The sequence below is a fragment of the Halomicrobium sp. HArcel3 genome, from assembly GCF_058933135.1.
The window spans coordinates 54700-68958 of sequence record NZ_JBZYDN010000010.1; the positions used below are offsets into that span (position 1 = coordinate 54700).

Annotated in this window: 9 protein-coding genes; 4 read left to right on the plus strand and 5 right to left on the minus strand. The window is 65.8% G+C overall.

Translation table 11 applies throughout. From position 1 onward, the window contains the following. Positions 1 to 12: 12 nt before the first annotated feature. From AC5FRV_RS18895 to glmS, 4 genes are all read right to left on the minus strand, one after another. Positions 13 to 690: a DUF7344 domain-containing protein gene (locus AC5FRV_RS18895; protein WP_493562643.1), complete on the minus strand. Its 678-nt coding sequence runs from the start codon at positions 688 to 690 to the stop codon at positions 13 to 15. A 618-nt stretch (positions 691 to 1308) separates the two neighbouring features. Then, positions 1309 to 3066, minus strand: a complete 1758-nt coding sequence (locus AC5FRV_RS18900; protein ID WP_493562644.1) for a helix-turn-helix transcriptional regulator — start codon at positions 3064 to 3066, stop codon at positions 1309 to 1311. 428 nt (positions 3067 to 3494) lie between these two features. Further along, complete coding sequence (locus tag AC5FRV_RS18905; protein ID WP_493562645.1) at positions 3495 to 5240, minus strand: asparagine synthase-related protein; 1746 nt, start codon at positions 5238 to 5240, stop codon at positions 3495 to 3497. A 12-nt stretch (positions 5241 to 5252) separates the two neighbouring features. Continuing rightward, positions 5253 to 7070, minus strand: coding sequence for a glutamine--fructose-6-phosphate transaminase (isomerizing) (glmS, locus tag AC5FRV_RS18910; RefSeq protein ID WP_493562646.1), 1818 nt, complete (start codon positions 7068 to 7070; stop codon positions 5253 to 5255). Positions 7071 to 7702: 632 nt separating this feature from the next. Here glmS and AC5FRV_RS18915 point away from each other — a divergent pair. Genes AC5FRV_RS18915 through AC5FRV_RS18930 form a run of 4 tightly spaced genes read left to right on the plus strand, consistent with a single transcriptional unit; the run spans position 7703 to position 11894 of the window. Further along, positions 7703 to 9058, plus strand: a complete 1356-nt coding sequence (locus AC5FRV_RS18915; RefSeq protein WP_493562647.1) for a nucleotide sugar dehydrogenase — start codon at positions 7703 to 7705, stop codon at positions 9056 to 9058. Beyond that, positions 9059 to 9898 carry a glycosyltransferase family 2 protein gene (locus AC5FRV_RS18920; RefSeq protein WP_493562648.1) on the plus strand — a complete coding sequence of 280 codons (840 nt, stop codon included), beginning with the start codon at positions 9059 to 9061 and terminating at the stop codon, positions 9896 to 9898. Further along, the gene (locus tag AC5FRV_RS18925) at positions 9895 to 10935 is read left to right on the plus strand and encodes a DUF354 domain-containing protein (RefSeq protein ID WP_493562649.1); all 1041 of its coding nucleotides are present in this window, start codon (positions 9895 to 9897) and stop codon (positions 10933 to 10935) included. Before AC5FRV_RS18920 ends, AC5FRV_RS18925 begins: the two co-directional genes overlap by 4 nt. Next, entirely contained in the window at positions 10932 to 11894 is a 963-nt protein-coding gene (locus tag AC5FRV_RS18930) for a glycosyltransferase family 4 protein (protein ID WP_493562650.1), read from the plus strand. Before AC5FRV_RS18925 ends, AC5FRV_RS18930 begins: the two co-directional genes overlap by 4 nt. 24 nt (positions 11895 to 11918) lie before the next feature. Here AC5FRV_RS18930 and AC5FRV_RS18935 read toward each other — a convergent pair whose 3' ends face one another. Then, positions 11919 to 13382: a hypothetical protein gene (locus tag AC5FRV_RS18935; RefSeq protein WP_493562651.1), complete on the minus strand. Its 1464-nt coding sequence runs from the start codon at positions 13380 to 13382 to the stop codon at positions 11919 to 11921. Positions 13383 to 14259 lie beyond the last annotated feature (877 nt).

Sequence of the window (14259 nt, forward strand, 5' to 3'; positions counted from 1 at the left end):
GTGTGCCACCGATTACGCGCCCGCCTCGACGATTGATTCGCGATAATAGTACACGCCAGCCAGCACGGCGACCAGTGCGCCGACCGCGACGGCGACGAGCGCAGCCGGTCCCGCCAGAGTCGTCGCCGCGTAGACGCTCGCGAGGAGCGCCAGTCCGCCACCGGCAGCGACCAGAGTCGGCTGATCCCAGCCGCCGTCAGTGTCGCTCGCGGAGGTCGCATCATCTCGGTTCTGGTCGACCGGGCCCTCGTCGACCGGACCCTCGTTGACCGGGCCTTCGTCGACCGAGCCCTCGTCGGCCGTTTCGGACTCGGGCAGGAGCGTCGGTTCGTTGACGAGGTACGGGTCGAACTGAGCGGTCCGCGCCGTTCGCTCGACGACGCCACGGTCCTGTTCGTAGTTGATGATACCGTCACGGTCCATCTTTGGGAGGTGTGACTGATAGAGCGCGATGTACACGCGCTGGCGCTCCTGTGAGCGCAACTGGGCGACCGTCGTGTCGTTCTCGACGGCCGCGATAGCCTCCGTAACGTCACGCATGTCTGCGGGCCCGTCGTGTTCCTGCAGGTACTTGAGGACCAGTCGGCGACGCCGACACTGAAGGATGTGGAAGACGTCGTCGCGGTCGAGTCGGTCGGTCGGTGCCTCTGTCTCCGTGATCAGCGTGGATCCCTCGTGAGTGGAGGACATGTTCTACACCCACCTCTATCGACGCCGGGACCATATACCGGGTCGAACGTTCCCCCCGTGAAACAGTCTTAACACCGCGTATGACCGTTCCAGACGACGGTTTCACCAGTTTCGCCGACCGTCGACACCTGCGACGTGACGTCCGCAGGCCCGAGTAATCCACGCGAGAACGGACGACAGCGGGAAGAGACACCGCAGCTCGACGAGGGACGGGGACGCACAGTAGGACGCCAAATGAGGCGATCGTGGCCGCACGACGGCTCCACAGCGACACGCAGGCCATCGACCGGCGCTGGAACCGGTTCCTCCCGAAACAGGCCGCAGCCTGTCGATTGAAACGACTGAAACAGTCTGGATAGCCGGTTCAGGCGGTGCCAGAGGAGAGTTTCGAGCGGGCTCCACAGGGACACGCCGGAAACGAGACCTCGGTCAGTCGGCTACGGAGAATCGTGTGCGGGACCTGTCGCGCTTGCCGTAGCTCCGACGGCACGTGCTGGGCCACGAGACGACGCCGAACGGCCATCGGTCGGTGGAGACGTGTCGTGATGGAGCTATCGCTGGCGGAGAATCGGCCCCGAACGGTGGGGACGAGCGGTCGAAGCGGTAGGCTGCGCCGTGCTATCCGCCGGTCGCGGTGCTCACGAGACGAGACGACGACACACCGCCCGGGTCCGTCTGACGGGCGGGCTCCGGCGTCTGTTCGGGGAGGCAGATGAGGTTCTCCCTGCCGAGAGACACCTTCACGACGTCTCCCTCGTCGTCCATCCGTGAGAGGAGCCTGCTCACCTTCGCTTTCGACCAGGACGTCGAGTCGACGATCTCGCTCTGTTTCATCTGTCCGCCTTCGGCCTCGAGCATCCGCAAGGTTCGCTCGGCGTCGGTCACCAGCGCGTCCTGGTGGCGCTCGAAGACGTCTCTCGCGGTCGAAGCGTCGGTCGCCTCCCGTTCCCCGCCGGCGTTGCTCGCCGCCTGAACAGACGCCGCGGGCGGTTCACTGACACCGGTTGAGTCCTCGGACGGGGAAGGCTGGCCACGACCACTTCGGAAGACGGATCGGGCCCACGCTCGCGGGCTCCGGTCGATGGTCGAGAGGGCGACGCCGATGCCGAGCAGGAATCCGACCAGTCCGCTCCCGTACAGCGCCGGCGTGTACGGGTTCGTCGGGTCGAAGCCGAGCTCGGCTTCCGTGCCATCGGCGATGTAATCACCGTCCGTGTCAGCCACGGTCGGATCGGCACCCTGCGCTAGCTCTCGGGCGTCGCCGAGTCCGTCGTCGTCGGTGTCGGCCACGGTCGGGTCAGTGCCTAGACCCGCCTCTCGTCCGTCGGCGAGCCCGTCGTCGTCGGTGTCGGCCACGGTCGGGTCAGTGCCCGCATCGAGTTCGCGGGCGTCACTGAGCCCGTCGTCGTCAGTGTCGACCAGGGTCGGATCCGTGCCCAGTTCGACCTCGCGGACGTCGTCCAGCCCGTCACCGTCCGTGTCGACCAGGGTCGGATCGCTACCGAGCTTGGCCTCTCGGGCGTCGTCCAGCCCGTCGCCGTCTGTGTCGACCTGCGTCACGTTGGCACCGAGTGCGACCTCTCGCCCGTCCTCGAGCCCGTCACCGTCCGTATCCGGTACCGTCGCGTTCGCACCGAACGCGAGTTCTCGTTCGTCGTCCAGCCCGTCGCCGTCCGTGTCGACGGCCGTCGGGTCCGTGCCCAGTTCGACCTCACGGGCGTCGTCCAGCCCGTCGCCGTCCGTGTCGACGGCCGTCGGGTCCGTGCCCAGTTCGACCTCGCGGGCGTCGTCCAGCCCGTCGCCGTCCGTGTCGACGGCCGTCGGGTCCGTGCCCAGTTCGACCTCGCGGGCGTCACCGAGGCCGTCACCGTCCGTATCGGCCAGGACCAGTGAGGTCCCCGCTTCGACCTCTCGCTCGTTGCTGACACCGTCTCTATCGAGGTCGGCGCCAGGCTCGATTCGCCAGACGGTGACCGTCGCGTTATCGACGGTCCCCCCATCACGCGTGCGCCCTAGCGAAACCGTGACGGACGTCTTGTCCGCGGGCTTGCTGACGTTCGTGAATACGACAGTCTGCTGATCACCGACGTCACGGACCTGTTTGCACGCGCCCGAGCCGAGACAGACCTCGTGGTCCGCAGTCGCTACGGTCGACACCGAGACGTCGATCTGCCCGTCAGTCGTGTTCGCTCCGTCCGCCCACACGAAAGCCATCTCGTCCGTACGGAAGACGGACTCGTTGACGGTGACCCCCGTAATGGCCGGCGTCGCGTCCGATTCGACCGTCTGTTCCCCGTGACCCGTATCGGTGACTGAGCCCCCCTGATGTACACCTGCTGCTGCGGCCGCAGTGAACGGCACGATGCTGACCCCCATCAGCACCAGTAGCAGCAGCGGGAATACAGGGTTCATCACCCCCCTTGGTATTCTCATCGGTCTCAGGTATCAGCACATCACCACATAATATATAGCTTTTTACTCCGTAATCTGATATTAAACCCAGGAGAGTGTTATTAGTACCAACATACGTCCCAGATAGTCCATCGCCGGCTCTTACAGAGTAGCTCCGGCGTTTTTCGCCCAGATTACGCGATCCGAAGATCCAGGAAAATGAGCGAAAAATGCCGAATCGTCGTATATTAATGTTTGGACCGTTTCGCCGAATTGAGTTGAGTTTCGTATCTGATCGCTTATACAACGGCGATTAATACGATATTGTCAGCCGGGCGTCTGACGGATCGGCGCGCCGACCGGGTCAGGAGTCACCGACGAGGACGACCGTACACCGCAACGGCTGACAGCAATCAGCCGGTCAACCAGCCAGTCAGTTCGTGTTCGTCCCGCTTGCCGTCGAGGAGTTCGACCGGACGGACCGGGCAGTGGGCCGTCGCCGAATCGAGCCACGTCGTGATGTCGTTGATCCGGAGCTTCAGCCGCCACGGGAGCTTCTGGACCACCGGGTCCTCGCCGAAGTTCACGCGGTCCAGATCCGTCTGGTCGTAGAGGGCGCCCCGATCCGGCCATGGCCCCTCGTAACCGGAGACGAACGGGAGCTTTCGGCGAACGAAGTTGGTGATCTGGTTGATGGTGAACGAGTCGGTGGGCCTGTCCGGCGGGCGGTGCCGCAACATGTCCTCGTCGAGTTTTCGAAGCGCCCGCAGAAACGTCCGCGTGTTCCGATGCTCGGGGGGCGTCGCGAGGTGCCACTCGATCAGTTCCGCGTCGAGCATGACGCAGGATTCGACGAAGTGGTCAGCGAGGTGGTAGCGAAACGACCTGGTCGGCTGGTTCTGGACGCCGATCAGTGCCATTCCGTTGTAGGGGTTGTCGAATCGATCGCCCCACTCTTCGTAGAGTTCGCGTATGCGGCGCCGGACGAGCGATTCCCTGGATTCGTCGTACCGGTCGTTCGTCGCCGCCAGGTGCCGACACTCCCCGAGGAACCCGAACGTCTCGATCAGATGGTCGACCACGTTCGGGTCCTGTGTCAGGCGATAGGGCGGGAACGTGTGGTCGAGGAGGTCGATGCCGTCGACCGGTAGAAAGTGGCCGTGGAGGAGTGAATCGGCCATGGCGCCGTGGTAAATCGTCGTGACGTCCATCTGGTCGACGTAACTTGCGTGGTGGGCGTGAAGGGACTCTACTATCCCGTAGCCGTACTGGATGTCGTCGATGTCCGTGTTCAGGTACGACTCGTCTGGAACGAGCGTCGCGTGAGAGACGTCGTACTGGTCAGCCAGCGCCGCCGCGACGCCGACCTCCGCGTCGTCCCGCCCCCCGAGGGTGAACGCCGATTCGATGTCGGGGATCCCGGCCAGAACCGCTCGCGAGTCGTACCCGGCACTCAGGAGCATCCCCTTCCGCCCGGGAAGACGAGCGCGTCTTTCGAACGCCCGCTCCAGCCTGTTCGCCAGTTCGCTCACGTAGTCGAACTCGCGTGGTTGATAGACGAACCGCTGGAGCGTCTCGGTCGACGTTGCCGTGATATAACCGTCGAAGGGGACCCGCGACAGGCCGTCGAGGGTCGTTCGGTTCTCGAAGACGAAGCCGAGAGCGAGAAACTCGTCCAGGGGCTCGGCGGCCACCTCCGGTGACGGGATCGTTCGCGCGACCGTCGCCGCGTCGGTCCCGAAACAGCGCGTGGCGGACGCGTCCGCGTAGTAACACTCCCAGCTCCGGACGGGATCGGTCCCGACGATCGCCTCACGGTCGACGTGGTCGACGACGGCCAGAAAGGAGCCGTTGAGACCGGCGAGCGCGTCCGTCCCGCGACGGCCGAATGCGTCGAGCAACCACGCGGCGGGGTCGGTCTGGTCGGTGTTCCGGAGGTACACCTCGCCCCAGATGACGCAGACGCCGTCTTCGTCCTCGACGGCCGCCGAGCGCCCGTACATCCCGAGCGCCGGGTCGCGAATGCCGACCGTCACGCTCGGCCCCTCGAGTACCCGGTCGAATGCCGACGGCTGCCGGTGTCGCTCGAACGTCGACCGGGGGCCGAACGTCCCGAACAGCTCCTTGTTCGGGCGCGTGGACCCCTGCGAGTGAGACATTACAGACACACCTCACTCGACGGTGACACTCTTCGCCAGGTTGCGAGGTTTGTCGATCGAACGACCGAACCTGTCGGCCGTGTGATAGGCCACGAGCTGGAGCTGGACGTTCGCGAGCAGCCCCTGGCAGACGGGATGGGTATCCGGAACAGTGAGATGTGCGTCGGAGATCTGCACGCCCGCACTGTCCGGGGGCCCGACGGCGATGATCTCCGCACCCCGGGTCTGGGCCTCCTGGGCGTTCGTCACCGTCTTCTCCGTCTCCTCGCCGGTGAACAGCGCGAAGATGGGCGTCTCGGGAGTGACGAGCGCGAGCGGGCCGTGTTTGAGCTGACCCGAAGCGAAGCCCTCCGCGTGCTCGTAGGTGATCTCCTTGAACTTGAGCGCCCCTTCGAGGGCGACGGAGCGCGCCAGGCCCCGGCCGATGAAGAAGTACGACTCGTAGTCGATGATTCGGTCGGCGAGCCGTTCGGCCTGGTCCAGTTCCATCACTTGCTCGACGTCCTCTGGAAGCCGTTCGAGAGCGGCGAGCAGGTCGGCGAGGTCCTCGCGCGGCGAGGCGCCGTCGATCTCACCGGCCACGACCTGGGAGAGGAGCGTCAGCGTGACCGCCTGCGAGGTGAACGTCTTCGTCGCGGCGACCCCGATCTCGGGACCGGCTCTGATGTACAGCGTCTCGTCGGCCTCGCGTGCTGCAGTCGACCCGACGACGTTCGTCACGGCCACCGTCGGTGCGCCGTGAGCGCTGGCCTCTCTGAGCGCCGAGAGCGTGTCCGCGGTCTCGCCGCTCTGGGTCACCGCGACGGTCAGCGTCCCGCCGGCGATCGGACCCGCCGATTCGACGTACTCGCTGGCACGGATCGCTCGCGACGGCACGCCCGCCTCGTTCAGCAGTCGGGACGCGTAGAGGGCAGCGTGGTACGACGTCCCGCAGGCGACGAAGTGGACCTGCGTGACCGGGTCGAGGACGTCGAGGTCGAACTCCTCGAACGTGATCGCCCCGTTACGGGCGTCGACGCGGCCCCGGATGGCGTTCGCGAGCGAGGTCGGCTGTTCGTGGATCTCCTTGAGCATGTAGTGGTCGTAGGCGCCCTTTCCGGCCTCTTCGGGGTCCCACTCGACCGTCTCGACGTCGCGCGAGACCGGCTCACCGTCGGTGTCGGTCATCGCGACGCTGGTCGGCGTCAGGACCACGACGTCGCCGTCCTCGAGGTAGACGACACGGTCGGTGTGCTCGAGGAAGGCGGGGATGTCGCTGGCGAGGAAGTACTGCTCGTCGCCGACGCCGAGCACGAGCGGGGAGCCCTTCCTGGTCGCGTACACGGCGTCCTCGCCCTCGAACATCGCGGCGATGGCGTAACTCCCCTCGAGTTCGTCGACCGCCCGTCGGAACGCGGCCTCCGGGTCGGCGACTTCGTCGCGGTAGTAGTCGATCAGGTGGGGGACCACTTCCGTGTCGGTCTCGCTCGTGAACTGGTGGCCCGCATCGACGAGCCGGTCCCGGATCGCCCGGTGGTTCTCGATGACGCCGTTGTGGACGACGGCGACGTCACCGGAATGGCTCGTGTGCGGGTGCGCGTTCTCGTCCGTCGGCGGGCCGTGCGTGCTCCAGCGGGTGTGGCCGATCCCGACCTCACCGGTCGGTGCAGCGGACTGGATCTCCGATTTGACCGCCGAGATCTCGCCCGCCTGCTTGTGGACCGACAGGCCGGATCCGTTCTGGATAGCGAGCCCAGCCGAATCGTACCCGCGGTATTCGAGCCGTTCGAGGCCCGTGACGAGGTGGCCGACAGCGTCGTCGTGGCCGACGCGGGCGATGATCCCACACATCAGCCCGACACCTCCACGCACCGAGTCGGTACGCGCCCCGTCGCTATCGATCGCCTGGCCGTCCGTTCGGCTGCAATAGTATTCTTCGCGCGCGCACGCGAAAGAAATTCCGATTCGCAGTCGCCGTGGTGGATATGTGTGGTGGCCATTGGTCTCTCAGTGTCGCCGCAAGGGCGGCAGTGTCACAGTTAACATCGTACCGAACCATACCTAATGACGGTCTAATCGGACGATACACGCCGTCGGCGGTGACGGAGTCAGCCCAGTTCGGGACGTACTGGTCCAGGCACCGGTGCCGCCAGAGGGCGCCCGCCCGGGAATCCAAACGGCGAACGTACCGGGTGGCAACCGACCATCGATCGGTCGGTGAAACGGTCTTAACAGCGTGTTAAACCCGGGATCAACTGTTTCTCGGGCACGCGACCGTTCGCGAGACGGACGAATGCCGCAAAAATTGGTGTATAGCACCCCCTTCGCCGGAAATTCTGGCTTATCCGCTGTATAGGAATGGGTCGGTACGCCTCAGGAAGTAACGAGTTCGGCCCGGCCGCGGACTGCCACAGCCGCAACCCAGGCGACGACCGGCGCGGCGACGTGGTCGTGTCCCAGCCGGCCGACGAAGACCAGACACCATGAACTCCCTCTCAGAACCGGACGACGGACTCGAAGGCATCGAAACGGAACGCGAGAACCAGTTGCTCGACCCGACGGCGACCACAGTCGCCGTCGTCGGTCTCGGCTACGTCGGCCTCCCACTGGCGGTGGGCTTCGACGACACCGGTTTCGACGTCGTCGGCTACGACGTCAGTCAGGAGACCATCGCTGCACTGGAAGCGGGGACGGACACGACGGGCGACCTCGGTGACGAGGCCATCGTGGAGAGCGAGGTGTCGTTCACGACGAGCCCGGACGCCATCTCACGCGCCGAATACGTCGTCGTCACGGTTCCGACGCCGGTCGACGACGACGACCGCCCGAGCATGGAGTACGTCGTCGCGGCGGGCGAGGAGGTCGGACAGCACATGACCCGCGGGACGACCGTCGTCCTCGAATCGACGGTGTATCCCGGTGCGACGCGCCAGGAGTTCGCGCCGGCGATCGAACGCGGCTCGGGGATGACCTGTGGTGAGGACTTCTTCGTCGGCTACTCACCCGAGCGGGCCAATCCCGGCGACGAGGAACACGGCCTCTCGAACGTCATCAAGGTCGTCAGCGGCCAGGACGAGACCGTCAGAGAGGACGTGGCGGCACTGTACGACCTGCTCGTCGACGCCGGCGTCCACCGGGCACCCTCGATGGAGGTGGCCGAATCCGCGAAAGTCATCGAGAACGTCCAGCGGGACCTCAACATCGCGCTGGTCAACGAACTCGCGACCGTGTTCGAGGAACTCGACGTCGACACGCGCGCCGTCCTCGAAGCCGCGGGGACCAAGTGGAACTTCCACGAGTACGAACCCGGACTGGTCGGTGGCCACTGCATCCCCGTCGATCCGCACTTCCTCGCGTACCGCGCTCGCCAGGCGGGAGCCGAGCCCGAACTGATCCAGACCGCCCGCGCGGTCAACGAGTCGATGCCCCACCACGTCGCCGACCTGATGGTGAAGGCGCTGAGTGAGGCGGGACACCCCCTCGGCGAGAGCCGCGTGCTCGTGCTCGGGCTCTCGTACAAACCCAACGTGGGCGACCTGCGAAGTTCGAAAGTCGCCGACGTCATCGCCGCGCTCGAGGAGTACGGGATCGACGTCGTCGGCCACGACCCCTACGCCGACGACGAGGCGATCGAGGCGCAGTTCGACGTCGAAGCACAGGCGACCCTGTCGCTGGAGGGATTCGACGGCCTCCTCCTGGCGACGCCCCACGAGGAGTTCCGCGACGTGGACCCGCGCGTCCTGGCCGACCGACTCGACGACGACCCGGCCATCGTCGACGTCGACGGGACGGTCGACCGGTCGCTCCTCCCCGAGTCTGTCAGTTACCGGAGGGTGTAGATGTACCGCGACCACACCGTCGGGGTGGTCGTTCCAGCGTACAACGAGGTCGAACACGTCGGAACGGTCATCGAGAAGGTGCCGTCGTTCGTCGACCGGGTCTACGCCGTCGACGACTGCTCGACGGACGGGACCTGGGAGGTCATCTGTGACCACGCGACCTGTGAACCGACGGCCGAAACTGCGTCGTCCGCGGCGACGGCGACCAGAGCGACGCCCGTGGCCGACGGAGGGACGTTGGGTACGACCGTTGTCCCCATCCGCCACGACCAGAACGCGGGCGCCGGCGGCGCCCTGAAGACCGGCTATCGCCACGCGCTGCTCGACGGGATGGACGTCACCGTCAGCATCGACGCCGACGACCAGATGGATCTCTCCCGGATGGATCGGCTCCTCGACCCGGTCGTCGAGGGAATGGCCGGGTTCGCAAAGGGGAACCGGCTCGCAGACGCGAGCACCCGCGAGGAGATGCCGACCTTCCGCCTCGTCGGGAACGTGATCCTGACAGGCCTCACCAAGATTTCGAGCGGGTACTGGCGGATGCGGGACCCCCAGAACGGCTACACCGCCATCTCCTACGACGCCCTCGCCGCGATCGACCTCGATTCGGTCCCGGACGGCTGGGGATACCTCAACGACCTGCTCGCGCGGCTGAACGTCGCCGGCGTGGCCGTCGCCGACGTCAGGATGCCCGCACGGTACGGGGACGAGGAGAGTACTATCGACTTCTGGCAGTACGTTCGGTACACGTCGCTGTCGCTGCTCCGGATGTACCTCTGGCGCCTGCGAGAGACGTACGTGCGACGCGGCGGTGACTCGACGGAGGGCGAATACGGATGAGAGTCGTCGTCACGATACAGCACGCGGGCCACGTCCACTTTTTCAAACACGCGATCGCGGCCCTCGAGGACGAAGGGCACGACGTGTTCGTCTTCGCCCGCGAGAACGCCATGTCGACCGCACTGCTCGAGCGCTGTGACATCGACTACGAACTACTGGCCGGCGAGTCCGATTCGATCGTCTCGCTGGCGCGGGCCCAGTTCGTCTACGAGGCCCGGCTACTCGGTCGCGCACGCGAGATTCAGCCGGACGTGATGACGGCGGTCGGCGGGGTGGCCGTCTCCCACGTCGCCTCGCTCGTCGGCGCGCGGAGCGTCGTCTTCTACGACACCGAGCACGCCTCGATCATCCGGAACCTCTCCTTCCCGTTCGCGGACGTCATCTGCACCCCCGAGTGCTTCGAGGCGGACCTGGGCGACAACCACCACCGCTACCCGGGCTACCACGAACTCGCTTACCTCCACCCAGACCGGTTCACGCCGGACCCGGACGTGCGCGGGGCCGTCGACGTCGCGCCCGACGACCAGCTCGTCGTCCTCCGGCTCGGCGACTGGGGAGCGTCCCACGACGTCGGCGAGGGCGGCTTCGACGACCATCGATCCGTCGTCGAGCGACTGGAGGCCGCCGGGGCGACGGTCCGCATCACCGCCGAGGGGGACCTCGACGACGACCTGACGGACTACGAGCTATCGGTCCAGCCCGAACGCCTCCACGACCTGCTCGCCGCCGCCGACCTCTACGTCGGCGAGGGCGCGACGACCGCGGCCGAATGCGCCGTCCTCGGGACGCCGGCCATCTACGTGAACTCGCTCCCGCTCGGCTACCTCACCGAACTCGAAGCGGAGTACGGACTCGTCCACGCGTTCACCGACGACGACCGACACGTCCGTGCGGTCAATCGGGCCACGGCGATTCTGCAGGAAGGCGGAGAAGGCGAGCCGTGGCAGCACCGGCGCGAGCGCCTGCTCGCCGAGAAGTGCGACGTGACGGACGTCGTTCTGGACCAGATCGGTACCGCGGCACCAGTCGAACCATGAAGGTGCTACAGCTGACGACGACGCCGCGATCGTTCTTCGAGAACCAGGTGACAGCGCTCGAACGACAGGGAGTCGACTGCACGACGCTGGCCATTCCCGGCAGCCATCGCCCGGACTCGCCGCGAAGCGTCGGCGACTACCTGAAGTACGCGCCCGCGGTCCTCGGCCACTCGCTCGACGGATACGACGTCGTCCACGCCAACTACGGACTGACACTCCCGTTCGCGCTCGCGCAACCGACGCGTCCCGTCGTGTGCACGCTCTGGGGGACCGACCTGATGAGCGACCGCCGGTGGCTCACGGCACTCAGTCGGTTCGGTGCTCGGCGCGCCGACGGGGTCGTGGTGCCCAGCGACGCGATGACCGGCGAGCTGTCCGTCAACAACGCCGTCGTCCCGTTCGGCATCGACGCGGATATGTTCCGACCGATTCCCAGGGACGAAGCCCGTGAGCGCGTCGGGTGGGACCTCGACGGAACCTACGTCCTCTTCCCGTACGAGTCGACGCGCCCGGAGAAGGACTACCCGCGGGCCAGGCGGATCGTAGAAGGGTGCACCGCGGACGCGGAGTTGAAGCAGGTCAGCGGCGTCGACTACGAGGAGATGCCATACTACATGAACGCGAGCGACGCCCTGCTCGTCACCTCGCGACGCGAGAGCGGCCCGATGGTGGTCAAGGAGGCGGCGGCCTGTAACGTCCCCATCGTCTCGACCGACGTGGGGTTCGTCGAGCGAACGCTCACCGACGTCGACAACTCGTTCGTCGCCGACTCGGACGCGGCGCTCACTTCCTCCCTCGACGACGTACTCGCGAGCGACGCGCGCTCGAACGGCCGTGAGGTGCTCGACGGACTCGGCCTCGACGCCATGGGCGAGCAGTTGCTCGGTGTCTACGAGCGAGTGCTCGACGAGCGAGGGGAACGGGCCTCGCTGCCGTCACCGCGATCGGTCACGCGGTAGCGGTGCGTCGGCGGGGAGCCGCTCTCAGTACTCGGTACCCGTCTCGACGACGTTCGTCGCTCCCCAGTCGCTGACGCCGTCCGGGAACGTATTGTTCTTGAGCCGGACGTCGTTGGCCGTGTCGTACAGCCGAATCGAGTTCACGTCGCGCGTGGAGTTGGAGTAACAGTCCTGGATCCAGACTTCGTCACCCTTGACAGTTATGCCGCGACCAGACGTCTGGATGTCGCAGTCGTACACCAGGCTATCCTGGCCGAGCAACGCGATGCCGCGGCGTTGCTCGCCGGCCGTCTGGTCGATCGTGACCGAGCGAAACGACGCGTTGTTGCGTTCACACCGTATCGCGTGGCGCATCAGATTACCCTCAGCGTCGCCGGTGATAGAGACGTTCTCGACGCCAATTTCGCCGGCGTCGTCGCCTTCGGCCAGGATGGCACAGTTGCTGTCGTTCATCTCGAACTCGGTGTTGACGATGTAGGTCGGCCCGGCACTGGGATTGATCTCGACACCCAGGAACGCCGGCGTCTCCATTCGTATCGACGAGTTCTTGATGGTCGTCCCGTCGACGTCGTTCTGAACGTGGATCGCTTCGCCGTGGGGCTGGTCCATCTCGATAGTGACGCCGTCCACGATGTGCCAGTCGCCGTACTCCAGCCGGATCCCCTCCTGGTTGATGTCCCAGGGCTGATCGTCGACGAAGACCGTCGCGTTCCTGACGTCACCCCGGCTCGCACCGATACGGATCGACGCGGTTCCGCTATTGTAGTAGCGGCCGCCTTCGACGATGACGCGACCCGTTCCGCCCGACGCGTAGAGCCCGTTGTCCGGAAACGCGCCGAGTTCGCAGTCTACGAACCGTATCGTTCCCGCGTGGCCCTGGTTACAGAGGATGCCGTTCGGGCCGACGTACCCGTCCCCGGGCGAGTTCTCGACGAGTGTCCCGCCACCGTGTGCGCGGAAGTCCTTGACGAGCCCGTCGCCGTCGGGGTCCGTGACGACGAACAGTCCGGGCCCCCACGTCCCGCTGTCGTGTCGCCCGACGACGTTGATATTGCGGACTTCCAGGGTGTCCGAGGCGTACGTCTCGAACGCGCGGATACCGGTGTCCTCGGCCGTCTGGTCGACGGTGAAGTGTCCGATGCGGAGGTGCTTTCCGGGAGCGTAGTGCGTACCGAGGCGGAAGAGCCGGTACTGCGGCCCCTCGAAGTCGTACCAGTTCGCCGGTACCAGTGTGGCGTCGTTCCCCCGGAGGCCCAGGTTGTCGAAGTCCGTGAAGCGGACCTGTTCGTCCATGTAGTACCGGCCCGGCGGGAACTGGAGCAGCGTGTCGTCCTCGATGACGTCCCTGATGACTGGCGTGATGGACTCGTTGCCCTCGTTGTCCGCTCCGGCGTCTACCACGTCGACGACGGATCCGTAGTGGTCGGTGCTGACGTCGGCTGCGGCGGTCCCCGTCGTCGCCACCGACGCCGCTGCCGTGGCAGTCACCCCACCTGCGAGCGACGTTAGATACTTCCGTCTGCGAATCCCCCGTGTTGCCTCCTGCTTTGCCATAGTTGAAGCTAACCCCCTGGGGCATATACTATACGGGCCGTAGTCGGAGATATTTCGATATTAAGTTCTGGAAAGGCCGGCTATCGAGTCGGCGAGAAGTCGCTGGTCCGACGGGACTGGTCGTCTGCGTGAGAGCGAATCCGCGACAGTCCAGATTCCAGCCGCTTCGAAACGCGTTCCGTGACTGTCGATCTATCCGACACTCCGGTGCGTACACGAGTCACGGGCCCAATCAGAACCCAGTGCCTCGGGAGCGGCCGTTCACACTGACGGGCCCCCTTTCCCGGCTCATCTTGGGTTGGCAGGATATCGTGTCGGCCATGGTCTCGCTACACACGGGCTGCGGTGACCGCCGAGACTGCGCGCGAAATTCACCCGTGAGCACACAACTCGTCGAGCGCGTCGCCCCGGTCGGCCACGGTGACGACAGTGTCAGTATATTCGATCGATCCCCGAGAAATCGTCCTCGTCGCTGTTCGTCTCACGACGGACCCAATCGAACGCCGCCCAGTCGGAGCCGAACGTCGCCCCGTCGTTCGTCGAACTCGCCGACGAGGGTCGAAGCTGCGCGCAGCGTCCGAGGAACGTGCACGAATGGCCCGTATTCGTTCAGTGAGCGGAATCGGAGCGTGTTTAGCAATGTCATAAGCCCGCAATCGGCCGCCGGAGAGCGGTCCCGTCGCCGGCCCGAACGGGTGGTTAGCAGCTGTGTAGTAAGGGAAACGCAGAGCGTGAATCCCGTATCCCCAGCCGCGCCCATGACGAAGACGACACGACGGCCGTCACGGTCGTCCAGGCGTGGTGCACCAGC

Bases quoted from the DNA above. Each gene is read 5' to 3' on its own strand.
- AC5FRV_RS18900 (WP_493562644.1), bottom strand. From the start codon at position 3,066: ATGGGGGTCAGCATCGTGCCGTTCACTGCGGCCGCAGCAGCAGGTGTA.
- AC5FRV_RS18930 (WP_493562650.1), top strand. From the start codon at position 10,932: ATGAAGGTGCTACAGCTGACGACGACGCCGCGATCGTTCTTCGAGAAC.
- AC5FRV_RS18915 (WP_493562647.1), top strand. From the start codon at position 7,703: ATGAACTCCCTCTCAGAACCGGACGACGGACTCGAAGGCATCGAAACG.
- glmS (WP_493562646.1), bottom strand. From the start codon at position 7,070: ATGTGTGGGATCATCGCCCGCGTCGGCCACGACGACGCTGTCGGCCAC.
- AC5FRV_RS18895 (WP_493562643.1), bottom strand. From the start codon at position 690: ATGTCCTCCACTCACGAGGGATCCACGCTGATCACGGAGACAGAGGCA.
- AC5FRV_RS18905 (WP_493562645.1), bottom strand. From the start codon at position 5,240: ATGTCTCACTCGCAGGGGTCCACGCGCCCGAACAAGGAGCTGTTCGGG.
- AC5FRV_RS18920 (WP_493562648.1), top strand. From the start codon at position 9,059: ATGTACCGCGACCACACCGTCGGGGTGGTCGTTCCAGCGTACAACGAG.
- AC5FRV_RS18925 (WP_493562649.1), top strand. From the start codon at position 9,895: ATGAGAGTCGTCGTCACGATACAGCACGCGGGCCACGTCCACTTTTTC.